The organism is Escherichia sp. HH41S (assembly GCF_009820115.1).
Classification (GTDB): Bacteria; Pseudomonadota; Gammaproteobacteria; order Enterobacterales; family Enterobacteriaceae; genus Escherichia; species Escherichia coli_F.
Window position 1 is genome coordinate 155,137 of sequence record NZ_VNXE01000064.1, and the last position, 20,281, is coordinate 175,417.

At 52.8% G+C, this 20,281-nt stretch carries 31 protein-coding genes and 1 pseudogene; 1 reads left to right on the top strand and 31 read right to left on the bottom strand.

The genetic code is table 11. From position 1 onward, the window contains the following. Nucleotides 1-26: 26 nt before the first annotated feature. The 21 genes and pseudogenes from FQZ95_RS12795 to FQZ95_RS12890 all read right to left on the bottom strand — a co-directional run bounded on the left by FQZ95_RS12795 (nucleotide 27) and on the right by FQZ95_RS12890 (nucleotide 14,032). Nucleotides 27-1,859, bottom strand: coding sequence for a phage tail tape measure protein (locus FQZ95_RS12795; RefSeq protein WP_001557407.1), 1,833 nt, complete (start codon nucleotides 1,857-1,859; stop codon nucleotides 27-29). Between the two features lie 141 nt (nucleotides 1,860-2,000). Continuing rightward, nucleotides 2,001-2,270 carry a phage tail assembly protein gene (locus tag FQZ95_RS12800; protein ID WP_000661047.1) on the bottom strand — a complete coding sequence of 90 codons (270 nt, stop codon included), beginning with the start codon at nucleotides 2,268-2,270 and terminating at the stop codon, nucleotides 2,001-2,003. Next, nucleotides 2,270-2,626 carry a phage tail tube protein gene (locus tag FQZ95_RS12805; RefSeq protein WP_000090998.1) on the bottom strand — a complete coding sequence of 119 codons (357 nt, stop codon included), beginning with the start codon at nucleotides 2,624-2,626 and terminating at the stop codon, nucleotides 2,270-2,272. The genes FQZ95_RS12800 and FQZ95_RS12805 overlap by 1 nt, the downstream gene beginning before the upstream one ends. Next, a complete protein-coding gene (locus FQZ95_RS12810; RefSeq protein ID WP_001764254.1) occupies nucleotides 2,626-4,122 on the bottom strand; it encodes a phage tail sheath subtilisin-like domain-containing protein in 1,497 nt (498 codons plus the stop codon). The genes FQZ95_RS12805 and FQZ95_RS12810 overlap by 1 nt, the downstream gene beginning before the upstream one ends. Further along, nucleotides 4,106-4,276: a DUF2635 domain-containing protein gene (locus FQZ95_RS12815; protein ID WP_000497753.1), complete on the bottom strand. Its 171-nt coding sequence runs from the start codon at nucleotides 4,274-4,276 to the stop codon at nucleotides 4,106-4,108. Before FQZ95_RS12815 ends, FQZ95_RS12810 begins: the two co-directional genes overlap by 17 nt. An 8-nt stretch (nucleotides 4,277-4,284) precedes the next feature. Further along, complete coding sequence (locus FQZ95_RS12820; protein WP_000779292.1) at nucleotides 4,285-4,845, bottom strand: phage tail terminator protein; 561 nt, start codon at nucleotides 4,843-4,845, stop codon at nucleotides 4,285-4,287. Beyond that, complete coding sequence (locus FQZ95_RS12825) at nucleotides 4,842-5,348, bottom strand: hypothetical protein (RefSeq protein ID WP_000224835.1); 507 nt, start codon at nucleotides 5,346-5,348, stop codon at nucleotides 4,842-4,844. Before FQZ95_RS12825 ends, FQZ95_RS12820 begins: the two co-directional genes overlap by 4 nt. Continuing rightward, nucleotides 5,323-5,733, bottom strand: a complete 411-nt coding sequence (locus tag FQZ95_RS12830; protein ID WP_000702401.1) for a phage head closure protein — start codon at nucleotides 5,731-5,733, stop codon at nucleotides 5,323-5,325. Before FQZ95_RS12830 ends, FQZ95_RS12825 begins: the two co-directional genes overlap by 26 nt. Then, entirely contained in the window at nucleotides 5,730-6,053 is a 324-nt protein-coding gene (locus FQZ95_RS12835) for a head-tail connector protein (RefSeq protein WP_000927711.1), read from the bottom strand. Before FQZ95_RS12835 ends, FQZ95_RS12830 begins: the two co-directional genes overlap by 4 nt. Before the next feature lie 2 nt (nucleotides 6,054-6,055). After that, nucleotides 6,056-6,256, bottom strand: coding sequence for a hypothetical protein (locus tag FQZ95_RS12840; protein ID WP_000601360.1), 201 nt, complete (start codon nucleotides 6,254-6,256; stop codon nucleotides 6,056-6,058). Nucleotides 6,257-6,305: 49 nt separating this feature from the next. Next, nucleotides 6,306-7,511, bottom strand: a complete 1,206-nt coding sequence (locus tag FQZ95_RS12845; protein ID WP_000257506.1) for a phage major capsid protein — start codon at nucleotides 7,509-7,511, stop codon at nucleotides 6,306-6,308. Nucleotides 7,512-7,525: 14 nt separating this feature from the next. Further along, nucleotides 7,526-8,176 (bottom strand): HK97 family phage prohead protease, encoded by a 651-nt coding sequence (locus FQZ95_RS12850; protein ID WP_001442257.1) that lies wholly within the window; start codon nucleotides 8,174-8,176, stop codon nucleotides 7,526-7,528. Next, on the bottom strand, nucleotides 8,154-9,395 hold the full coding sequence (locus FQZ95_RS12855; RefSeq protein ID WP_000466255.1) for a phage portal protein: 1,242 nt from the start codon (nucleotides 9,393-9,395) through the stop codon (nucleotides 8,154-8,156). Before FQZ95_RS12855 ends, FQZ95_RS12850 begins: the two co-directional genes overlap by 23 nt. Further along, the gene (gene ymfR, locus FQZ95_RS12860) at nucleotides 9,395-9,577 is read right to left on the bottom strand and encodes a protein YmfR (protein WP_000605605.1); all 183 of its coding nucleotides are present in this window, start codon (nucleotides 9,575-9,577) and stop codon (nucleotides 9,395-9,397) included. Before ymfR ends, FQZ95_RS12855 begins: the two co-directional genes overlap by 1 nt. Before the next feature lie 11 nt (nucleotides 9,578-9,588). Then, nucleotides 9,589-11,322 carry a terminase large subunit gene (locus tag FQZ95_RS12865; RefSeq protein WP_089643941.1) on the bottom strand — a complete coding sequence of 578 codons (1,734 nt, stop codon included), beginning with the start codon at nucleotides 11,320-11,322 and terminating at the stop codon, nucleotides 9,589-9,591. Beyond that, nucleotides 11,319-11,813 carry a phage terminase small subunit P27 family gene (locus FQZ95_RS12870; RefSeq protein ID WP_000929175.1) on the bottom strand — a complete coding sequence of 165 codons (495 nt, stop codon included), beginning with the start codon at nucleotides 11,811-11,813 and terminating at the stop codon, nucleotides 11,319-11,321. Before FQZ95_RS12870 ends, FQZ95_RS12865 begins: the two co-directional genes overlap by 4 nt. Before the next feature lie 125 nt (nucleotides 11,814-11,938). Further along, entirely contained in the window at nucleotides 11,939-12,289 is a 351-nt protein-coding gene (locus FQZ95_RS12875; RefSeq protein WP_001542661.1) for an HNH endonuclease, read from the bottom strand. Between the two features lie 418 nt (nucleotides 12,290-12,707). Next, nucleotides 12,708-13,031 carry an Rz1-like lysis system protein LysC gene (lysC, locus tag FQZ95_RS26400; protein WP_250318891.1) on the bottom strand — a complete coding sequence of 108 codons (324 nt, stop codon included), beginning with the start codon at nucleotides 13,029-13,031 and terminating at the stop codon, nucleotides 12,708-12,710. Then, a pseudogene (locus FQZ95_RS12880) lies at nucleotides 12,973-13,242 on the bottom strand (DUF2570 domain-containing protein); the annotation flags it as partial. The gene lysC and the pseudogene FQZ95_RS12880, both read right to left, overlap by 59 nt. Further along, entirely contained in the window at nucleotides 13,226-13,702 is a 477-nt protein-coding gene (locus FQZ95_RS12885) for a glycoside hydrolase family 24 protein (RefSeq protein WP_160530267.1), read from the bottom strand. The pseudogene FQZ95_RS12880 and the gene FQZ95_RS12885, both read right to left, overlap by 17 nt. Nucleotides 13,703-13,705: 3 nt before the next feature. Next, entirely contained in the window at nucleotides 13,706-14,032 is a 327-nt protein-coding gene (locus tag FQZ95_RS12890; RefSeq protein WP_001120496.1) for a phage holin, lambda family, read from the bottom strand. A 266-nt stretch (nucleotides 14,033-14,298) separates the two neighbouring features. On the opposite strand from FQZ95_RS12890, the gene FQZ95_RS12895 reads away from it, so the two are divergent. Further along, nucleotides 14,299-15,045 carry a hypothetical protein gene (locus tag FQZ95_RS12895; RefSeq protein ID WP_001406331.1) on the top strand — a complete coding sequence of 249 codons (747 nt, stop codon included), beginning with the start codon at nucleotides 14,299-14,301 and terminating at the stop codon, nucleotides 15,043-15,045. Between the two features lie 50 nt (nucleotides 15,046-15,095). On the opposite strand, the gene FQZ95_RS12900 is transcribed toward FQZ95_RS12895, so the two are convergent. Genes FQZ95_RS12900 through FQZ95_RS26410 form a run of 10 tightly spaced genes read right to left on the bottom strand, consistent with a single transcriptional unit; the run spans nucleotide 15,096 to nucleotide 20,224 of the window. Further along, entirely contained in the window at nucleotides 15,096-15,461 is a 366-nt protein-coding gene (locus FQZ95_RS12900; RefSeq protein ID WP_195222883.1) for an antiterminator Q family protein, read from the bottom strand. A gap of 14 nt (nucleotides 15,462-15,475) precedes the next feature. Next, on the bottom strand, nucleotides 15,476-16,465 hold the full coding sequence (locus FQZ95_RS12905) for a DUF968 domain-containing protein (protein WP_160530268.1): 990 nt from the start codon (nucleotides 16,463-16,465) through the stop codon (nucleotides 15,476-15,478). Between the two features lie 7 nt (nucleotides 16,466-16,472). Continuing rightward, entirely contained in the window at nucleotides 16,473-17,270 is a 798-nt protein-coding gene (locus FQZ95_RS12910; RefSeq protein ID WP_000067574.1) for a KilA-N domain-containing protein, read from the bottom strand. Between the two features lie 19 nt (nucleotides 17,271-17,289). Beyond that, nucleotides 17,290-17,679, bottom strand: coding sequence for a RusA family crossover junction endodeoxyribonuclease (locus tag FQZ95_RS12915; protein ID WP_000767148.1), 390 nt, complete (start codon nucleotides 17,677-17,679; stop codon nucleotides 17,290-17,292). Continuing rightward, on the bottom strand, nucleotides 17,676-18,002 hold the full coding sequence (locus tag FQZ95_RS12920) for a LexA family transcriptional regulator (RefSeq protein ID WP_000210164.1): 327 nt from the start codon (nucleotides 18,000-18,002) through the stop codon (nucleotides 17,676-17,678). Before FQZ95_RS12920 ends, FQZ95_RS12915 begins: the two co-directional genes overlap by 4 nt. Then, nucleotides 18,002-18,496 (bottom strand): PerC family transcriptional regulator, encoded by a 495-nt coding sequence (locus tag FQZ95_RS12925; protein ID WP_072172696.1) that lies wholly within the window; start codon nucleotides 18,494-18,496, stop codon nucleotides 18,002-18,004. The genes FQZ95_RS12920 and FQZ95_RS12925 overlap by 1 nt, the downstream gene beginning before the upstream one ends. After that, nucleotides 18,493-19,311 carry a helix-turn-helix domain-containing protein gene (locus FQZ95_RS12930; protein ID WP_021527492.1) on the bottom strand — a complete coding sequence of 273 codons (819 nt, stop codon included), beginning with the start codon at nucleotides 19,309-19,311 and terminating at the stop codon, nucleotides 18,493-18,495. Before FQZ95_RS12930 ends, FQZ95_RS12925 begins: the two co-directional genes overlap by 4 nt. Beyond that, on the bottom strand, nucleotides 19,308-19,544 hold the full coding sequence (locus tag FQZ95_RS12935) for a hypothetical protein (RefSeq protein WP_001504950.1): 237 nt from the start codon (nucleotides 19,542-19,544) through the stop codon (nucleotides 19,308-19,310). The genes FQZ95_RS12930 and FQZ95_RS12935 overlap by 4 nt, the downstream gene beginning before the upstream one ends. Further along, nucleotides 19,537-20,082, bottom strand: a complete 546-nt coding sequence (locus tag FQZ95_RS26405) for an ash family protein (RefSeq protein ID WP_032246011.1) — start codon at nucleotides 20,080-20,082, stop codon at nucleotides 19,537-19,539. The genes FQZ95_RS12935 and FQZ95_RS26405 overlap by 8 nt, the downstream gene beginning before the upstream one ends. Next, nucleotides 20,045-20,224 carry a DUF4222 domain-containing protein gene (locus tag FQZ95_RS26410; RefSeq protein WP_032246010.1) on the bottom strand — a complete coding sequence of 60 codons (180 nt, stop codon included), beginning with the start codon at nucleotides 20,222-20,224 and terminating at the stop codon, nucleotides 20,045-20,047. The genes FQZ95_RS26405 and FQZ95_RS26410 overlap by 38 nt, the downstream gene beginning before the upstream one ends. Nucleotides 20,225-20,281 lie beyond the last annotated feature (57 nt).

The following is a 20,281-nucleotide window of genomic DNA, read 5'->3' on the forward strand; positions in this document are numbered from 1 at the left end:
AGCAATACATGTGAGGGGAATCCTGGCTACCAAAATCGGGTATAGCCAACATCGTGATTTATATCAATGCCACTGGAGCGTGTTTCCGTAACCCGCATACCTGGTGGCATATTTATAAATGATACCTTGATCTCACCATCAACTTTTGGCGCGGTAGCTTTATTAATCATGAAGGGATTCGAGCCTGTGGCATCGGAGGCGTTGTTTGCCTGAGCCGGATCCACCGCCGGATAAGGAGTGTATCCCCGTGCCGGTATTCCCGTCCCATAAGCATCATAAGCACCCGCGCCCCACTGCGCAGAGTTAATGGCATCGACCGTGTCACCGGAACTGTCGGTAAACCACTCAATAATTGGCTTCAGCTTGTCCCACATATCCTGAAACCACTTAACAACCGGCCCCCAGTTATTGATCACCATCCCCATCGGCGACCAGGCAAAAACTTTCTTAAGGAGTTCCCAGCCAGCCTCAAAATAAGGACCAATGGTTTCCCAGAGCTTCTTGAAATAAGGTCCGACAACATCCCAGTTAGTGATAATTAATCCCGCAGCCAGGGCTATCGCCGTCGCAATCATGCCAATCGGCGTCATCGACATGATCCTGCTGACAATGCTGATGGCACTGCCCACGCCCATCAATCCCAGTTTCAGAATCGCAAGACCGGCAGCAAGCCCGACGACGCCGCGAATAACCCGGGGATTTTCATCCGCAAACTTCGTGAATTTTTCCCCCAACTCCCCCAGCCATTGCGTGATATTTTTGGCGTCACCAGAAAATGCGCCGCCAATAGCCGCAAGGCCGTTAGTTGCGGTCCCCGTCATTGCCTCCCACAGGTTGGACAGCGTACCAAGCTGTGCCTGAACACGTTTATTCAGGCTGGCCTGTTTATTCATCTTTTGCTGGATCTGATCGTAACCATCCTTTCCTTTATCGATCAGCGCATTGACCACCTGAAGGGTTTCGGCATCATCACCAAATATTGCCTTAAGTACACCTGTTCGCTTAACGTCGGTAAGTTTTCGCAGCTTTGCCAGTTGCTTAAACATGTTATCAAGACCGCCAAAACTTCCTTTGCCGTCAGTAAAATCGAGCTGTACCCCGAGTTTCTGACGGGCCATAACTTTATTGACGTCCCTGATTTTCTTAACGCTTAATCCGGACTGGATAACTTTTCGCAGGGCATTACCTGCCGACTCCCCGTTCATCCCCATCTGATCCATCATGACGCTGATGGGGGCAAGGCTCTGTGCAGCCTGAAGACCGTCCTTGTTCACCATCTTCAGAACAGAACTGGTTTTAGTGAAGAAGGACAACATGTTGGTATCGTCAACGCCCAGATAAAACGCCTTCTGGATAGTGTCGAACAGCCCCATCATGTCTTCTGACGCCGTTCCGGTAGCATCCTGCATCTTTGCAGCAAACTCAGCAGCCGCTTCCGGTGTTTTTTTCAGTTGTACCGCAAGATAAGCTGTCGCTTTACCCACACCGCCAAGAATATTTTCTGCCGGGATCCCCTGACGCACCAGCATCTGCATCATGTTCTGGAAATCAGCCGTTGTACCGGGTAGCTGGTTACCCAGGCCAATAGCCAGTTTATTGATGTCCTGAAAGCTCTTTCCGACCTCGCCGTTCGCATCCATCATGGCGACTTTCAGCCCGGTGGCGGCGTTTTCCTGATCGGCATAAGATTTCAGGGAAAGCGTCAGACCCGCTGCCAGTCCGCCACCAAGCGCCAGCCCACCCTGTGATGCTTCTTCCGCCTGGCGTTTAAATCCCCGGATTTTCTTTTGCATTTTCGACAGCGCGGGAGAAAGTCTGTCGACACCGGTGATCAACGCCTTAAGCTCAAATTCAGCCATGTGTGCGTTTCTCCTGCTCTATCCTGTTTGCCTGACTGACCAGCAAGGGAATTTCACTGATCGGCATATTCAGCAATTCGAAGGGATTAATGCGCCAGTAACTGGCGCAGTCAAAGAAGCGATCAGTGAGGTATTCAGCCGTCAGGCCTGGAGGAAAAAACCGGCCACAAGCCACGCCGCTGCATTCAGGTCTGCCGGAGACATCTGGTCGACAGAGCTTTGCGGCACTTTCGCCAGCCGCACAATGTATTTCGACACCACATGCGCCAGAAGTCTGACGGACTCATCCTGATTCATCTGGTAGGGATACCCCAGCTCGCGGACATCCTTCCCGGTGGGTTCATCAAACTCCAGTACGGAAAGTGTCTCACCATGAGCGATAATCGGTTTCTTTAACTCAAGCTCTTTCATTACTGGTAATCCCCTTCTTCACCGTGGAACTCAAGATCAACCGTGCCTTCTTCGGCATTATGGTTCGCTTCGCCGTGCAGCCAGGCGGACGACAATACATAGACCTGACCGTTCGCCAGCTCGGCAGTGATGGTCATCTCATCAGACGAGGTGATTTTGCTCACCGGAAAATTCTTCGGCACCTTGAAGGTCCCTTTGACATAAGGCGCACGGTGAGTTTCCTTGCGGTCCACTGAACCGTCCAGGCCGATGATGTCATCATTGACCGTCCTGTTCATGGGCACCTCAATGCCGCCGGTCAGCGATAGCTGCTGACCGTCAATTTTGAAATAACAGGTTCCCCCGATACGGGCCATTATGCAGACTCCTCTGAATACTGAAGACGGAACTGGTTAACCACGGCAAAGACACGCAACTGGTTAACATAGTCAGGCGGGAACAGCGTGTTCAGGCGGTTCGGATCGCTGGCATCACGCTCCACAACCAGGTACTGCTTAAACAGTTCGTAGTTTTCCACGATCCCCGCACGCTCAAGCTGACGGTAGGTTGCCAGCAGTTCCCCTTTGATCACCGCCGGTGTGACAATCGCCTGACCGGGACCAAAGCGGGTACCGTCGCTGGCAAGCTTGTGACGCCCGTACTTACTGGTAATGACGGATTTCAGTTTGCGCAGCACATACGCGCTGGTATGCAGCGTCTCGCTGTCGAGGTAGCTGTTATCCGCAACACCGTAAGCGTTTTTCCTGTACGTGGTGACATCACGCTGAATGCGCAGCACCCCGCTTTCGACATACGCCGTTGCCACGCCATGAGACAGCAGGGTCTGTTGTTCGGTCATCGTGAACCGTTTCCCCTTCGGCGCAGGCAGCATCCCCACCAGCTCACCGGTCTGCGTGGGACGTGCCGGATCGTTGCGAATAAACACCGCTGCGCGGGCGGTACGGCTTGCCGCCAGCTCGTCGGCAGGCGTCTGGGTCTCTTTTTCGTATCCCGCCAGGGTAATGTGCTGCTGGTTAAACTGGTCACCTGCGGTCACCAGTTCTGACAGCGTGCCGATCTTTGCCGTATACACATGACCATACAGCTGACGCGCATAGCTCCAGCGACCGCTGGTATCGTTCATCTCGGTCACCAGCGTGTTAACGGAGGCTGTGTCGTTGAACGGCAGGCCGATATAATCAAACGGCTCATCCGCCATTGCAGCCACCGCGCCGGTGAGAACAGGAGCGCCCGTTCCGGCGGTACCCGTCGCCACGGCAATCTGTACGCCCGCTGGCAGCACTTCGCCCCCACCAAAGCCGTAGTAATTGAGGCTGACAGGAATTTCATTCCCGCAAAGCCCCTTATGACGCGCGGTCAGTGTGACCACGCCTGCCGAAGATGAGGCAGTAAACGGCAGGGTCGGAACGGCATTGATGGCATCCTGGATACTGCTGGCAATCGTCGCAACGTTATCGCCGTTGGTCACCGGTGCCTGCACGCGGGTACGTCCCACATAAACATTCACCGTGCCGGTTTCGGTTGCCGCGCCGGTCACCGTCAGCGTAACCGTTGCCGCCGCGCCCGTGGATTCAGGAACGGCAATCACATACAGCTCGCCAAACGGGTCGGTCTGGCGATAAGCCTCGACCATACGCGCCAGCTGACTTCCCGCACCACAAATCTGGCGTGCATAGTCTGCCGACGGCATCAGTACCAGACTGTTGGCAACAATCTCTGCACCGTTATTGGCATGACCAATCAGCAGCGATGCTCCGCTGTCCTGTGCAGTATTCGCCGCCTGATTATCCATTTCCGCATAAAACAGCGGAACCAGCGTATTCGACGGAATGGTGTTAAAGCTTATCGTCATCGGTGTTCACCTTTTTATTCACGCGCCGGATATCACCCGCTACTTCACGGCGCAGCCAGTAGTTGTTCTCGTCAACATTTCGCCCTTCGGCGGGCAAAAGGTCGCCGCGGGCAGGGTCAGGAACTGACCGCCCTTTAACAGGTTTGACAAACATGAGGATCCTCAGGAAGGAAGAGTTATTTCGGTGTGATGTTCGATATCGCCGTCAGGCCCGTTACCGGGCTCGAGATAATCAACATCAATCGCCAGCGTTTGCAGTTCATCCAGACTGTTCAGATCATCCTGCTGGCGGGTATCGTCTTCAGTCAGCTCGCTGATGACCGAAAAATCGAACTGATAAATCAGCTCATGACGATTCAGATCCAGCAGCGTGCCGCCGTCATAGGTAATCGGGTTACCGCACGCTTCCGGGTTCCAGCCCAGCAGGGCCTTAAAGAGCATCTGCCGGACATCGTCCACCACATCATACGAGGCAAACTGACCGCGCTCATCACGCCCGTTACTTAGTATGACAACCACGGAGAAGCCCTCTTTCAGCTCCTGCCAGTAGTCGGTCTGGCTTTTGTTTTCTCCCGGAGAGTCATCACCCGGTACCACATACGCCGCCGGGAGTCTCAGCTTTCCGACCTCCGGCAGATTTTTGAACTGTGCCGCGCCTGCTACCCGGTTTTCAAAATACGGGCAGCGGGCACGCAGCGCAGCAATAACAGGCGTCAGTTTCATCTGTGTCGTCGCTCCGGCTTCAGTGATTTACGCAATTCCCGCGCCAGAAAATAGCGTGTCCAGCTGCGGTTCTTTTCAAGCGTTTCCACCATGAAGTTATTACGTGGAGCCAGTCGCCAGCCGCTGCCACCGGATGCACCACGATGATGACTACGACGACGTTTTGCTCCTCCCCGGACACCAAAAAACAGAAATGCCGGATAGAAGTCACCAGAGATCATCCGGTTCCCCTTCCCGTTGCGCTGGTTAGGGGCAATGCGTGTCATAAAACCGGCTCGCTTTTTACTGGCTCTCGGCACCATATAACCAATCGAACGAGCCAAGCGTCCGGTCTGATAACCGGGGTTTTCACCTGGTGCCGACCGCGCACGGCGCATCACCAGCCGACGGGCATCACGCATATGACGCTGCCCAATCGTGACAAACGCCCGCCGGACACGGGCGCGGTTAAAGCGCATCTCGGCGGGCTGCTGAACATCAACGTGAAAAAAGGGAGTCGCCATTGCTGCCTCCGTGACTCTGCCTACATTCGCCCAGCTCCGTACACTCCAGCAGCAGAAAGCGCCGCGCCCCGTTCAGATCACGCTGACGTTTCACCCGGTACACACTGTCATCACAGACCACCTCATAATCAGCAGTGATCCCCCGGCGGTAACGAATGGTGATGTAATGGGTGATGGCGTCCCCGGTCTGCGCGGTTTCCTGCCAGGTGGTGGCACTGGTCTGGATAACCTTCGCCCATGTCCGGAACGTAACCGGGTATTGAGGCTCCACGCCAAAGTTATCCGCGGGCATATCCACCCGCTGGCGGATCAGGACGCGTTTATTCAGTTCACCGGGGTCCGGCAGAATGTAGGTTGCGCTGGTCTGCGCCTGACGAATTTTCATTGCGGAAAGTACCTGTACGGGCCGACAAGCCAGCCAAAACTCTGCGGCATGTCGAGTTTCTCCACTTCCGTAACCGACGAGCGGTTTTCGTAAAAATGGCTGATAAGCATCAGCATCCCCAGACGAATATCATCCGGCAGGTGCAGCCCGTCAGGATCGCTGTCCGGAATGGTTTCATCCGGTGCATAGAGCTTCCGGTTCAGATACGTTTCCGTCCGCTTTTGTGCCGCACAGGCCAGCAGTTGCAGATGGCGGTCATCAGCATCGAAATCCTCATCCAGCCGGAGTTGGGCTTTAATCTCTTCCATTGTCAGAAGCATACTCAGCCCTCTTTACTGGTCGTGGCTTTTTTCTCTTTTGCCGCTTTACTGCTTTTTGCACTGATTCCGCGCTCTGCTAACCCGGCCTGAAGTGCAATCTCCTGCACCCGGGCAGGAAGTGCCCCGTCGTCATACTCACCGGCCCGAATGACCTCAACACGCATACCGTCCGGTGACCATTTCAGATCTTGTTTCAGGATCATGATTCTTCACCCGTCAGAACAGGGGGCGCGGTTCCGCGCCCTTGAGTGATTACGCCGCTGCAATCTTCAGCAGTTTGATGGCCTGCGAATCGACCAGCATCCCGCCGGTGCGCTTGGTGGTATAAAAACCGACAAACGGTTTATTGGTGTACGGGTCACGCAGAATGCGGGTGCCGATACGGTCAACGATGGTGTAACCCCGTTTGAAGTTACCAAATGCAATGGCTTTCGCATCAGCGGCGATATCCGGCATCTGTTCGTTTTCAGCGATACCGTAACCCGCCAGAGAGGACGGCTGCCCCAGTTCCAGCCCCGGACGCCACAGATAGTTACCCTCGCTGTCTTTAAGCAGACGGATGGCAAACAGGCTGTTGTTGTTCATCATGAACTTCGCGCCAGTGCGGTGTGCCTTACGCAGCGTGTAAATCAGTTTGATAATGGCGTCTGCGGTCACCGCGGTCGCTTCGCCGGATACAATATGCTGAAGTTTGCCGAACGCCCGGACCTTGTCGGTTTCATCAGTGGATTCATACGCCAGGAACCCTTTCGGCTTCTTGGTGCCATCGCCTGAGGTAAAGGCAATTTCTTCCTGTTCGGCAAATTCGGTTGCCAGCTCGCTGTTGATCCAGGCCTCCACGTTGAAGAAGGCATCGTCCAGCATTTTCTGGGTAGCCTGCGGGTTGCCGTAAATTTCCCCCATGAGAGGTTCAATCAGCTCCAGTCTGGAGGTGGCAGTCTGGGATCGCGTATCCGTTTCCCCCACCCATCCGGAAGCCGTACCGCCCAGATTCACCAGTTTTTTGTAGTCGGAACCGCCAACGGTGATCACCGTGGCTTCCTGACGCATCACCACTTCATCTTTCAGCAGGTTAAGAATGTTGCGATCCAGTTCTTCCGGCACGGCGTAGCCACCGTCTTCATCGGTACCCACCTGCAATGCCTTACGCTCCAGATCGCGCAGACCGTCTTCACGGCCTTTACGCAGGAAGCCCACAAACGCCTCTTTATGCTCGGTGGCCAGTTTATTTTGCGCTCCACCAGCCGGACGTTTCAGCTCAAGCAGCTCTTTTTCAAGGTCGCTTTTGAGATTTTCCAGCTCGCTGAGTTTCCCGTTCAGGGTTTCCACCTGCCCGGCAAGCTTGCCTTTTTCCTGCTCAATCGCATCCACGCGCTTGTCGTTCTTTGCTTTGAAGTCGTCAAACTTCTGCTGCAGCTCCTGCGCGACCTGTTCGACATCTTTAATATCAACCGCCATCGTATTTCTCCTGATTAGAAGTTCAGATTTTTCAGTGCATTCAGTGCAGAGCCCACATCCTCAGCGTCGCGCAGGGACAGTGCGCTATAGCCCCCGGCCATGAATGCTTTGGCCTGGGTGCGGGAGAGTCCGACATCACGCAGGACTCTTTCGATTTTTTTCTGTTCGGGGATTTCCCCGCGGGCCAGTGCGTTCTTGACGTCGCTGATCCGCGCCTCGTCGTTAGACGGGAACGTCACCAGGCTGACTTCCCAGAGGTCGATTTCTTTCAGCAGAAAGGCTTCTTTGCTCCGGTCGTATTCCCAGTCTTTCAGGACGTACCCAATAGAAAGGCCGGTTAACGAACCGGCCTTCATGTGTGCATGTGCGCGTTTTGCGAGGGGATCATCATCAATAAGCAACCGTCCCCTGACGTAAAGCCCGACATCGTCTTCCTTCATTTCGGTGTAAACACCGATGGGTTCATCCATGCGGTGCTGCCAGAGCAGCGCAGGTAACGCTTTTCTGTCACTCCACGCCCGCAGGGAAGCAGCAAATGCCCCTGACATCACCACATCATCGTGGCTGTCCTTTACACCAAAGACGGAGCCATACCCTTCAAACTCACCGGAGTCACTGACAGATTTCAGACTCAGCGGTACATCAAGACGTTGTTTCGTCTGCATTGGCGTTATCCTTCTGCTTACCGGCTTTACTGCCATCGGAGGGTTTCGTGGTCATGTTCATCGGTGTGAGATAGACATCACCACCGGGACGCGGATTCATATCTTCCAGGTCGCGGCAGTCATTGGGAGAGTAAATTCCCCAATTGATCCCGGTAGCGTAGGCTTCAAAACGGGACTTCATATCCCCACGCAGTAAGGCCCCGGCGTTAAATTTGGCGTAATAAACGCCCTGCTTACTTTTTCGTACCAGTCCGGTGTTGATCCGCTGCTCAATGCGGGTCAGATACGGCACCAGTGAATAGTTGATAAATCCCAGCCCCAGCTCTTCGATATTGTTGAAGGTGGCGCGATCGGTGTTCTGCACCATGTGCAATGGCACCCGGAACAGACGACAGATTTCTTCAAGCTGAAACTTGCGGGTTTCCAGGAACTGGCTGTCCTCGGCGTTCAGCGCCATCGACTTCCAGTCCAGCCCCATCTCAAGGATCATCGGGCGGTGAGCATTGCCAAGCCCGGTGTGACGCTCCTCAAAATCTTTCTTCAGGCGCTCATAAGCCTGATCTGACAGCGTCTGCTCTGTACGCAACACACCCGACGTCACCGCGCCATTGCTGAACAGTCTGGCCCCGTGCTCTTCGGTCGCTGCCGCCAGCGATATTGCCTCGCGGGCATAGGCGATGGGATTCAGCCCCACCAGTCCGTCCAGCGTCAGCGTGCGCACATGCCAGATATCTTCCTGGCTCAGTACATCCGTGGAGCCATCCGGGAATGTGACCTGATAGACCGGCTCCCAGCTACTGTTAAGCTTCGGTACCACACAGCCGGGATCGACGGGCAGCAGTTCAGCCACTTCGCCAAATGCTTTCACTTTGTAGGCGTAAAAGTTTCCCCGCAGGCACAGACAGGTGACCACCAGCTCCCAGAACTCCTGCGGCGTCATATAGCCATTGGGATGCGTGGAGATCAGTTTATGCAGACGTTCGCCGGTGGCTCTCTGTTTCAGGCTGCCGTTCAGGTGATACAGGTTGCAGGGCAACATCCCGACCGACTCCGCCAGCACCCTGACGCAGGAAAAAACCGCCGTCAGTCGCATGGCCCGCTGGCTGCTGATCTGCTTTCCGGTATAGGTGTCATATGACAGCCCGATAGCATCCGCCAGCTCTGCTGGCGTGGTCACCGGTGCGTCACTTTTTCGTTGAAATAATCCCGAAAAGAACACTATTTACCTCCGCCGACAGACGGCTGTGTACGGTCGAGATATCGCGCCACCAGCCACGACCAGAACAGGCACAGCGCCCCGGCAACAACAAACCCCGCCGGGGGATAAATCAGCCAGGCACCATACGCCAGCAAAAGCGCACCCAGCACGCCCACCAGAGGCGCGAGAATCAGCATGATCATAATTACCTCAGTTAAAGCGAGCGGATCCCATAGGACTCAATGTGGTCAGACAGCGTGTCTTCTTTCTCGTACAGCATGGCTCTGCCAACCGCCATAATCAGCGCAACTGCACCATCGATTTTGTTTTCCGCCTGCTCTTTGACGGGCTTCACCACATCATCGTTACCCGGAATGGTTTTGCCGACCACGTTGCCGATACACCAGGTCATGATGGGATTGCCATCATGATGAAAGCGCCCCGATTCAATTGCCGCTTCCAGCTCTTTCATCGGGTCGGACATGTTGGTGTAGTTCTGAATGATAGTGATGGGGTTCAGGTCTTCATCAGCAAGGTCATGTGACAACCCGGTCGCCCCGAAGGGGTCGATGGGTGACTCACTGACCGGGCTGATTTTGTTCGCCGCTTTGGCCTCCTCGAGGATGTAGCGATAATCCACCTCCGCACCATCGGTAACGGTCAGAACGCCCATTTCCACCCATTTCTGAAAGCGTTCGGCTGTCCGTCGATCTTCATTTTTCTCGACGCTGTACACCGTGTCATACGGTACCCAGAAACGCGGGGCCACACTGTAGTAATGCGTTTTACCGTCAATCTCGCGGGTATAAAGTCGCGCCATGCTGTTCATATCCAGCTTACGCGCCAGGTCAAAGGCCAGAATGCACGGCTGCCCCTCGAACTGCTCAAGGGTCAGTGATTTATCCTCGCAGCTCTGCCAGCTCACCAGGTTGAAATACGCCGAACGCGCCGACACCCAGATATTGAGGTGTTTTGTTTTAAAGACGTTTGCCAGACGGGCGTTATTTTTCGCACGCTGCTGCTGACTTAACAAAAATTCGCGATAAACCGACACGCCAATATTCGGGTTAGCTTTTTCCAGCACCTGCGGGTCGGTCCAGTTATCGCCTTCGTCAACGGTATAGATGATCCCGAACAGTTCATCGTTGGGTACCGACCCGTTGAGCATCTCGATAACTTCCCGTCGCTTGTCGTAGCACGGCCCCTCAATGTTGTACCCGGCAGTAGTAATGGCCCACATCAGTGGCTGACGTCGCGCCCCCATCCCGGTAAGCATCGTGGTGTAAAGCGCATCGGTGGCGTGCTCGTGATATTCATCCACCACCGCACAGTGGGGTGATGAACCATCACCGGGGTTACCGATCAGCGGTTCAAACCGCGCGCCATCCTCCGGACGATTCATGTTTGAGGCGTTAACCTCAATCCCGAACGCTTCCGTCAGCATGGGTGTGCGTTTACACATCAGTCTTGCCGGACGAAAGACTTCCCATGCCTGTTTCTCCGTCGTGGCACCGGAATACACTTCCGCGCCGAACTCGTTATCACAGGCAAAACAATACAGGGCGACACCGGCAGAGATTGCTGATTTGCCGTTCTTACGGGGGATTTCGGTATACACCTCCCGGAAGCGGCGCAGCCGGGAGCCTTTATTGACCCAGCCAAACGCGCAGCAGATCACAAAGAGCTGCCACGGCTCCAGCGTGATGGGCATCCTCTTGAATGCCCACTCACCCTTGGTGTGCGGCAACAGCTGAATAAATTTGGCGGCCCGTTCAGCCAGGTCCTTGTCGAAGCGGTAACGAAACGACTTACTTTTTTCCGCCATCAGGTCATCAAGATGGCGCTGGCAGGCCTGAATCACAAACTGGCAGGCCACAATCTTTCCGCGCACGACATCCCGGGCATACTGATTGGCAGCATTTACGTTGGGGTAAGATTTCCGGCTCATGATTCGATAATTTTCAGAAACGGGTTAGTGGCTTTCTTCTGCCCCGCCAGGCCAATCAGACGCTGGCGGCTGCTGGGGTCGAGTCCGAGCATTGCCCCCGTACTGCTCATCTCGGACTCCTGTTCTTTTTTGGCGGTCAGCTCCGGATTTTTGACCATGCCGCCCATTGCACCGGTGATGGTGTTGCCCTGTCTGGCAATATTTTTCACGGCACGTCGCCAGAACTCATAGGCCACGCACCACCGCTCAAGTACCGCCAGGTCAGTCACGCACAGCAGGCCCTGACCGCAGAGTTCTTTGGTTGTCAGTTGCCACATGATCGTGGCGAGAGGGAGATCTTCTTCTGCGAACCACTCCGGTGGCTCAACACCTTTGATGGGCGTAAAAACAGGTTCATCTTTGTTCAGGGCTCGCTTGCCGGGGTTTCCGGCCAGCGCCTTGCGCGCCGTTGGCTTGGGGCGACGCCCGGAACGCCCCGCCGTTCCAGCCATATGCGGCACTCCTGGTTAAATTTCATTTTTCGCGGGTATAAAAAAACGATGGGGCGGGCAGTCCGGAAGACGTCAGGCCGCAGGGATTTGACCCGCCCCTCCCCTCAGGAAGTTGAGAATTATTATCACTTCAACCGTTCACGGGCCGTCTTCGCCTTATGACATGGCCAGCACAGGCTCTGCAGATTACTGTCAGCGTCAGTGCCGCCATGCGCCTTAGGGATAATGTGGTCAACGGTTTTCGCCTCACGCACCACACCGGCACGCAGACATAACTGACACAGGCCTTTGTCACGCTTCAGCACACGTTCACGGATGGTATCCCACTTCGAACCGTAACCGCGCTGATGACGTGACAGGCCTGGTTTGTATTGCTTCCAGCCTTCGCTTTTGTGGCTTTCGCAATAGCCTGACGGGTCAGTAGTGGTATTGCGGCAACCGCGAACGCGGCAGGCTTTTGGTGTACGTGGTGGCATTAATTGTTTCCTTAAGCCATTACGATGCGTCTGAAAATGAGTTAATCTGAAAATTCCTTCACTATGCGAGAGCATGACAATGGTCATAGGACAAGAAGATCAGAAATGCTGCCCGGCTTGCAATTCAGATGCGACCTGGCAGAACCGTGATACCGCTTGGTTAATTAGATGCCCGATGTGTGAAACATTTCTCATCAGGAATTCCACCATTGAAATTTTGCGAAGTGACGTTGTGTATCGGACATTAGCTGGTGACCTTCTCAAACAAGAAGGTGGGTGTGACTACATGCTTACAAGAGGAAGGCTTGCGAACTTCGCGAAAACCCAGCTCCCAAAATCAAAGTTTCAGGAATACTTCCCTGGTGACAACTACGAATAAGCCATTACAAAGCCCACCCGCAGATGAGCTTTGTAATGGCTACTGTGAGTTGCGTGACGTTTCTATCTTCCTGATACTGGCCTTGTCGATGTTGCACTGGCCCAGCGCCGAAAGCAGGCTCACATTCAGATCCAGACTGGCCCCATAGGTCAGCGGGTCGGGAATGACTGGCTGGGGCGTTTCAGTGGTCAGGCTTGTTGGCAGCGGTACCGCCGGAACCGGCACGTAAACTGTTCGCGTACTTCCGCAACCTGTCAGCAGCGGCAGCAGGCACAGGACGTACAGCACAATCATCATCCGCAACAGCCCCTTTGATATCTTCCTGGGTTCTCTGTGACTCCAGTGCGATCTGCTGTTTTGCATACTGGTTAGCCTCCAGAACTGTATTGACGATTTGCAGTGATTGCAGGACGTTATTGGTAATGGCAGTTGCTGATTCAGCATTTCGTACAGCCTCATTAGCACGTTTCTTTTCGTGCTGATATTTGCTGTAGTAGTGGCTGGCAGACCATGTGAAAGAACCGATGACAGTCACGAAGAAAGCAGCGATAACCAGCTTATAGCTCAACTTCATTTACCACCCCGCCAGCCTCTTTAAACCGGGCAATCAGGTCACCGATTTTATGTTCATACTGACCGTAACCTGCACCGGGTAATGAAGCCCAGATATTGCTGCAACGATCGATAGCCTGACGGATATCGCCACGATCAATCATCGGTAAAGCGCCACGCTCTTTAATCTGCTGCAGTGCAACAGCGTCCTGGCTTTTCGGAGAGAAGTCTTTCAGGCCAAGCTGCTTGCGGTAGGCATCCCACCAACGGGAAAGAAGCTGGTAACGTCCGGCGGCTGTTGATTTAAGTTTCTGGTTCAGCGTGACAAGTTTGCGAGGATGATCGGAGTAATCAGTGAAGAGTTTGCCACCAACAATAACATCATAACCGTGGTTTCGTGTTGGTTGTCGCCCGTTATCCGTTCCTTCTGACCATGCAACCATATCCAGGAAAGCTTTACGCTGGGAATTTAGTACCTGCATAAATTACTCCTTAGAGCCACCAAATTTGTTACCGATTACTCGCATTGCAGCCCCACGAATAGCATCGACACCGATCAGCCCCACCCCACCACCAATGGCAACAGATAGTGATTTAGGCCATCCGACATACTCAAGAGCGGATGCAAAAGTCAGCGTCAGAGCGCCACAGAGTAGAATTTCGAGTGTTTTTCGCTTCCAGCCGCCACCACCGCCAAAATAGGCAATACGTAAACCAGCCATAACAATCGACATAATCACTGCGCCCAGCGGTGTGTCTCCACGCCACCAGCTCTGGACCAACTCCAGCCATGTATTTGGGTTATGAGGCATTTGTAGTTATCTCTCACCTCGCTGATACAGCAAGTGCAAATTGAGGAAACATCATGTACCGCAAATCAGAAGCGGAAACGTCAAAGAAGCCGAACCAATGGATAACTGCGGAATAGGCAAGGACCAACGAATCCCCAGCCCCAGAAACGACAAAACCCGCTCGACGGCGGGTTTAAGCTGTGTGGCGAAGTAACCACTCTTAACACATTACATGATAAAATGCGGACCGCGTTAGTAATATTTTTCTCATATATTGGGTTCACTACATGCGACATAATTTTTCTAAAGACACTATAAAAAAATTAGCAGAGCGGGCAGCATTCATTTGTTCAAACCCTTCATGCCCTAGATTGACCATTGGCCCATCAATTGATGGCAATAAATCAATCAAGACAGGAGTTGCTGCTCACATATGTGCAGCATCTCCTGATGGCCCACGCTATGACATGTCACAATCAGAAACAGAAAGGAAGTCAATTAACAATGGCATATGGCTGTGTGCTACTTGTTCTGTATTAATAGATAAGAATCAGGGGCTAGACTATCCGGCACCTGTATTAAGAAAATGGAAAAAAGATCATGAAAGCCTTATAAGCTCCTGTCTTGAAGGTTCGATTAATATTACCTTCGATGCTTTGAAATATATTCAACAGCATGATGAAAGAAATCTGGCAAAAAAGATTATAAATGAATTGGATGATAAAGGGGCTTTGTTCGTAGAATATCATCTTGAAAACCCCTGTTTTGTTGCCGAATCACTCAAAGAGTTAAGAACATGTTTGACCTCTTTGCTTTCTCAAATCCCAGATGAATCACCTCTATTTATCGTTTGCAAGTCAATTCGAGAAGCATGCCGTTATTATATGAACAACACTTCTAAAGACGCAGGGATTAAAGAGTTAGAATTTTCGTTGGGAGCTGTCAGAAAAATCGTAGGTATCAACGTTAAAAGAATATCAGAAACCTACGGGGTTAAACCTAGCCCACAATTATCTACCATAATGCCAGATTAAATCTGTTACGCAGCAACAAAGTTAAACTCTATGTTGCTGCCTTAATTTTATTACTCCATTTCTAAACGAATATCCAGCATCGAGAGACAACCATCTATAAACCCTTCAGCCAACTGTATCTCTATACGTATCAATTTCTCATCTTTTTTGTATGCTTTTGCTATCTTCCTTTTCGAGATGCCATACAGGTAATGAGCCACAATCAGAGAGTGCTCATACGGTTTTCTCTTCTTAAGAAGAGCAAGACAACCTTCAATAATTAATGCATCACTATCTGAACAAGCCTGACGTGTTTTGCTTGTATAGGGAAGAAGCCCTTTAAACCCAGCAGCTATAGGAGAATAGTCTACTCCAGAACTATCACTCGCCGCCCATGCTCCCCAACGATCCAGAACCATCTGAATATCACGCATCAACTTTCTCCACAAAATCAGGCCAGCACGCCAATTGCCAGCGCGCGATCGATAAAACGAAATATCAGCTCCAGCTGGGAGCCATACTTCTCTTCAAATGCCACGGTATCCGCATGCAGCTCGTCGTGATGCTTTCTGCACAAAGGCAACACAAAGAGGTCATGCGCTTTTGTACCCATCCCGCCATGACCGTGGCCTATCAGGTGGTGGGGATCATCAGCAGGCTTTCCACAACATGCACACGGCTGTGTCTTAACCCAGCGTGTGTACTTTTCATTAACCCAGCGGCGACGTTTTGGGCGTAACATAAAAGACTCCGGCGACTCCGGATCCACTTTCAGCGCCAGCACCTTTTTCGCCTTATCCTGGATGATGCTGGTGGCAGGAACCGAAGGCACAAGGTCACTTTCCCGGGTGACAGACGGCACAACAGGCTTCGGTAATCTCAGTGCCTTACGGGCTGCACTTTCCGGTAAGGCATCCGCCAGGTCATTACGAATCAGCCACCAGCACAGTTCCGGCATTGTCACAACGTGACTATCATCAAAACCGAGATCCCGACGCACAACAGACAACACCCAGCGGGCACAGTTATCCGTTGCCATTGATTCCAGCCGTTCCGTGAACTGATCACGCAGCTGGTTATCGCAGTGCCAGCACAGACGGATTGCGCCCGGCGCGTGTCGCATTGTTGTCATGTTCTCGCTGTGCCAGTCGGAATGAGGCCACTGGCAGCCTTTTTCACGAAGTAACCAGCTTTCAAGACATTCCACGCCACCAGCACGACGGATCACTGCCTCATTGCGGAACACGGCCCGAACGGCAGGATCATCCGCCAGCGGTTGTGATGCCGCCGGAACGGCACCACTGGCGAAAGATGAATAACGTTCCGGCTCAGGCTCCAGCAGGATACGCCCCTGCATAAACAGGGGCATCAGCTCTGAACCTGGTCTGAACAATACGATCCCCATACGCGGGGCAATTTCAGGGGTCAGTAGTGCTCTCACGGTCACCTCAATGTACGGTATCGAGCAGCTTTAACAGCTCAGGGAATCGGGATTCGAAGAAATGCGGCTGCGTCTCGCGCGGATTTGCGGGACTGGTGATGTTCTTGCCGAACATGCAGCCTTTCGCCGTCAGCGACCAGAATTTTTTGATGTTGTTAATCGCGGTACGGCTGTATCGTTCGCGCTGCTCGACGATCCCCAGCTTCACCATCTGGTGATATGCCTGATTAGCCGTCAGGCGGATACCATACTGTTTCAGCAGTGCACTCAGCGACAGCGTGGGGCGACTTGAGCCATCAGGCGCGTCAGCAGGAGCATCAATGGCATAGCGCGGTGCCAGATTCGGTAAGCCAACAGCCTCCTGGAGTTTCTGACAGGCACCAAGCACAGATGAGTTAGACAGGTTTAACTCCCGACGCATAAAGTCCAGCAGAATCACACCAGCCTGCATCTTGTCAGCAGCCTGCCCGGATAATTTTTCCGGTGCGCTGGTTACCATATCGAAAGTACGGATCACCTTCAGATGGAATGACGGGCTGATCCACATTGCATAGGCATACACCAGTTCCTTACAGACATACGTTCCCTGGTTATTTCCACCTCGAATGACATTTACTGGCGCTATATTGACCGAGTTGCAAATCTGCAACTCGCTTATTAAACGTTCAGTTTGCTCATTGCGGAGCCAGAATGCAGGCTTATGCTTATCCAGAGAACCGGCAGCCCTGTGCAGATCGTTCAGGCTGTAACGACCATAAGCATCACGACGAACTTCAATACCATCAATAACCATCAGATTACTCATACTTCGTTTCTCCTCTTAATCAGGCGGCTGCACCCGCCGTTTTCTCGTACTTACTGATAGTGATTTCGACCTTCCCTTCCGGGATAACCGGCCCCCACTCCACCAGCATTCTTTTCACCTGGCTGTCGTCCACCCACACACCCGCGTGGGTCAGGGCGTCAAACAGCGCCTTGTTATAGTTGTCCAGATCGCGAAGCCGGTTATCCGGAGGAAACAACACGATCTCCACTGAAGCTGGTGCCGACGTTGGTTTCGGCAAACGACGTAACTGCTCAATGATGGCTGCACACGCTGCGCTCTGGAATTTTCGCCCCGCCGCGCTTATCAGGCTCTTACCTGCAAGCGCCCCTTTATTGGGGTGTCGCCAGTACGTGTTCACGCTGGGCGGAAAAGGCAGGATCAATTTCATACTTTCAGGCCCCTCTCATGTAACCAGTGGGCTGCACGCAGCCTGGCGTTTTCCTCACCGGCAAGCAGTGAGCGGATAATCCCGACCGCCTCGCTGTCGTCGTCCTTCACCGCGGTATGAAGAGTGATACCCCGGGCCACGCCACGCTTTATCGTGATGACGCCTTTTTTCTCCAGTGCGCGGAGGTGCTCCACAGCTGCATTCACTGAACGGTATCCCAGCATGGTTGCCACCTCCTGATTGGTTGGCGGAAAGCCACGCTCTTTCTGATAAGAAATCAGCATATCCAGCACCTGCTGCTGGCATTGAGTTAACGTCGTCATTACGCCCCCACGTAATTCCCTGACAGATACCACTCTTCACCCGATGCAGCGCGCTTGCTGCTTTTCTGTAAGCACTGCTCACGACGCGCCAGAAAATTGTTTCGTTCTGGCTGGGAGTGGCTTTCACGGAATGCCGCCATCCACACGGTTGCAGCACGACGGTATAAGCCCCTTGACTCCAGTTCTTCAGCCTGGCGGGTCAGGCACAAAATCACCCGGGGCTCGTTAGTGCCGACATAGAAATTGCGCACAGGTCTGGTTTCACGAACTGGTTGTGGTTCCGGATCCTGCGCTCTCTCAGTCAGGCGCGGGAAATGTCTGTGTGTATCTCCTTCACAACGGTGAGCCACACGACCACTCTGACGTAACTTGCTTGCTGACTGCAGAACGCGCTGCCGTGAGTAACCTGCAAAAGCATCCGCAATGTCTCCGGAAGTACACCCCGGATGGGCTTCAATGTATTTCTGAACTTCATTCAAAAGACTCATGATCACCCCCTGAATCCTGCCGGGATCTGGCTGTAGTCCACGTTGTCGTAACTGGCTTTGAAGTACGGGTCCTCGCGTCTGGCTGCAGATACCGCAGGAACTTCCCAGGATTCTTCGAAATGACGATCCGGACCAAAGAACGTGACAGCCTGTTTCACAAATTGTGTGCCGCTGTTACCCATCGCAGATACCCAGCCCGCGTAGCGTTTCACACCTTCCAGCATGGTTTCGGGGTTTACCCCCTCATTCAAACGGGCTTTCCAGGCTTTGAAGGCTGCAGATTTTGAATTGCCACCAGCACGTTTGGGATATACCAGCCATGCCTGCTCAAACTCCGGAGAGTATTCCGGTCGGTTTGAACGAACTCGCACGGACTCATCAACTGATGCACCAACAGCTATTGGTTCATTGACTGGTTCTTTGACTGGTTCAAAAGAGTGACTGGTTCTGGGTGAATCTCCTGCACTACCCCCTGGTGCAACTCCTGCACTACCTGGTGAATTTGCTGCACCAGATAGTGAATTATTTGCACTACCCCCTAGTGAATCTCCTGCACCATCAAGATGAAGGAGATAGATATTACTTGAGTTACCTTTTTCACCTTTCCGGGTGACTTTTTTTACCAGCCCGGACTCACAAAGGGCCGCAATATGATTCATCACAGAACGTTTGCTAATCTCGCACTGGTCAGCAATATGCTGGTAGCTGGGCCAGCACTCACCCTGATCGCTGGCATTATCAGCCAGCTTGATCAGAACCAGTTTTCGCAATGGATTACCCACTCGAATTTTCATCGCTTTAACCATCAACTCCATACTCATGCTGCACCTCCGAGATGCTTCATGTTTTTTCCGGAGCGAAAGGCTATAAGCGGCATACTGACGCGGTAATTACGGCCAAGCGGTTCACAAATCACCTTCTGGCATTCACGGTCAACCAGGCTAACACGTAGAACATGCCCTGCAGGTGTGGTGTACCACTGCCCAACTGTAGGAATTGATATTTTTTTACGCTGAAGTAAACGGTGAATATTGAGGATCAACGGATTAAGCATGACGATGCCCTCCGCTGATATTCAGGAGACGGTGAATATGAAGATTAGCCTTATCCGCCAAACGAATACGTTCAGCCTGCAAGTTAAGAAGGGTTTCTACCAGAAGTTGATGCGCCTGCGGATCTGAAAGAGTTACCTTGCGCAGAGCACGTAGTGCTGTTGTTACATAACTGAGTTTATGTAAGTCTTCATCATTCAGACGAGTGAGGGCTGGGACAGTAGCCATGATGGCAGCCTCCTTGATCGGTGAAATACTTCCACCACCGGAAACGCCAATTTCGCTGGTGGTGAACTGAACGGGGTTGGCGTAACCGGTGATCAAGGAAACCGGCGCATCTTTCGATGCCCCCGCCCAGCCCACCATAACTTTGATGTGAGCAAATGCGGACGATAAAAAAGACGCTGGCGCGTCATATATCGCCTTGATCAATTCCAGGACGCCAATCCCGGCACCCGCTTTATAAGGTGCCTGAACAGTGTAACGTCCCGGAATGGCAGAATCAATGTGCTGGTGGTCCTTCACACTCAATAAAATCACGCCTGAATTTCCACAAAGGACTAAAGCACTCATGCGGGTAGTCTTTGCGAAGATAGATAACGCGCTGTGTTTCTGGCTCCCAACGAATAACATGAACATAAAGTCCTCTTCCGTCACTAAACCAGCGGTTAAGTTCCTGCACAACTCGCCCCCCACAGTCAGGTAAAGTTCTCTGTGGTTACTTACAGCCAGGTGATTT

What these genes read in the sequence shown, in the direction of transcription:
- FQZ95_RS12795 (WP_001557407.1), bottom strand. Translation starts at nt 1,859, where the DNA reads ATGGCTGAATTTGAGCTTAAGGCGTTGATCACCGGTGTCGACAGACTT.
- FQZ95_RS12800 (WP_000661047.1), bottom strand. Translation starts at nt 2,270, where the DNA reads ATGAAAGAGCTTGAGTTAAAGAAACCGATTATCGCTCATGGTGAGACA.
- FQZ95_RS12805 (WP_000090998.1), bottom strand. Translation starts at nt 2,626, where the DNA reads ATGGCCCGTATCGGGGGAACCTGTTATTTCAAAATTGACGGTCAGCAG.
- FQZ95_RS12810 (WP_001764254.1), bottom strand. Translation starts at nt 4,122, where the DNA reads ATGACGATAAGCTTTAACACCATTCCGTCGAATACGCTGGTTCCGCTG.
- FQZ95_RS12815 (WP_000497753.1), bottom strand. Translation starts at nt 4,276, where the DNA reads ATGTTTGTCAAACCTGTTAAAGGGCGGTCAGTTCCTGACCCTGCCCGC.
- FQZ95_RS12820 (WP_000779292.1), bottom strand. Translation starts at nt 4,845, where the DNA reads ATGAAACTGACGCCTGTTATTGCTGCGCTGCGTGCCCGCTGCCCGTAT.
- FQZ95_RS12825 (WP_000224835.1), bottom strand. Translation starts at nt 5,348, where the DNA reads ATGGCGACTCCCTTTTTTCACGTTGATGTTCAGCAGCCCGCCGAGATG.
- FQZ95_RS12830 (WP_000702401.1), bottom strand. Translation starts at nt 5,733, where the DNA reads ATGAAAATTCGTCAGGCGCAGACCAGCGCAACCTACATTCTGCCGGAC.
- FQZ95_RS12835 (WP_000927711.1), bottom strand. Translation starts at nt 6,053, where the DNA reads ATGCTTCTGACAATGGAAGAGATTAAAGCCCAACTCCGGCTGGATGAG.
- FQZ95_RS12840 (WP_000601360.1), bottom strand. Translation starts at nt 6,256, where the DNA reads ATGATCCTGAAACAAGATCTGAAATGGTCACCGGACGGTATGCGTGTT.
- FQZ95_RS12845 (WP_000257506.1), bottom strand. Translation starts at nt 7,511, where the DNA reads ATGGCGGTTGATATTAAAGATGTCGAACAGGTCGCGCAGGAGCTGCAG.
- FQZ95_RS12850 (WP_001442257.1), bottom strand. Translation starts at nt 8,176, where the DNA reads ATGCAGACGAAACAACGTCTTGATGTACCGCTGAGTCTGAAATCTGTC.
- ymfR (WP_000605605.1), bottom strand. Translation starts at nt 9,577, where the DNA reads ATGATCATGCTGATTCTCGCGCCTCTGGTGGGCGTGCTGGGTGCGCTT.
- FQZ95_RS12865 (WP_089643941.1), bottom strand. Translation starts at nt 11,322, where the DNA reads ATGAGCCGGAAATCTTACCCCAACGTAAATGCTGCCAATCAGTATGCC.
- FQZ95_RS12870 (WP_000929175.1), bottom strand. Translation starts at nt 11,813, where the DNA reads ATGGCTGGAACGGCGGGGCGTTCCGGGCGTCGCCCCAAGCCAACGGCG.
- FQZ95_RS12875 (WP_001542661.1), bottom strand. Translation starts at nt 12,289, where the DNA reads ATGCCACCACGTACACCAAAAGCCTGCCGCGTTCGCGGTTGCCGCAAT.
- lysC (WP_250318891.1), bottom strand. Translation starts at nt 13,031, where the DNA reads ATGCAAAACAGCAGATCGCACTGGAGTCACAGAGAACCCAGGAAGATA.
- FQZ95_RS12885 (WP_160530267.1), bottom strand. Translation starts at nt 13,702, where the DNA reads ATGCAGGTACTAAATTCCCAGCGTAAAGCTTTCCTGGATATGGTTGCA.
- FQZ95_RS12890 (WP_001120496.1), bottom strand. Translation starts at nt 14,032, where the DNA reads ATGCCTCATAACCCAAATACATGGCTGGAGTTGGTCCAGAGCTGGTGG.
- FQZ95_RS12895 (WP_001406331.1), top strand. Translation starts at nt 14,299, where the DNA reads ATGCGACATAATTTTTCTAAAGACACTATAAAAAAATTAGCAGAGCGG.
- FQZ95_RS12910 (WP_000067574.1), bottom strand. Translation starts at nt 17,270, where the DNA reads ATGAGTAATCTGATGGTTATTGATGGTATTGAAGTTCGTCGTGATGCT.
- FQZ95_RS12915 (WP_000767148.1), bottom strand. Translation starts at nt 17,679, where the DNA reads ATGAAATTGATCCTGCCTTTTCCGCCCAGCGTGAACACGTACTGGCGA.
- FQZ95_RS12920 (WP_000210164.1), bottom strand. Translation starts at nt 18,002, where the DNA reads ATGACGACGTTAACTCAATGCCAGCAGCAGGTGCTGGATATGCTGATT.
- FQZ95_RS12930 (WP_021527492.1), bottom strand. Translation starts at nt 19,311, where the DNA reads ATGAGTATGGAGTTGATGGTTAAAGCGATGAAAATTCGAGTGGGTAAT.
- FQZ95_RS12935 (WP_001504950.1), bottom strand. Translation starts at nt 19,544, where the DNA reads ATGCTTAATCCGTTGATCCTCAATATTCACCGTTTACTTCAGCGTAAA.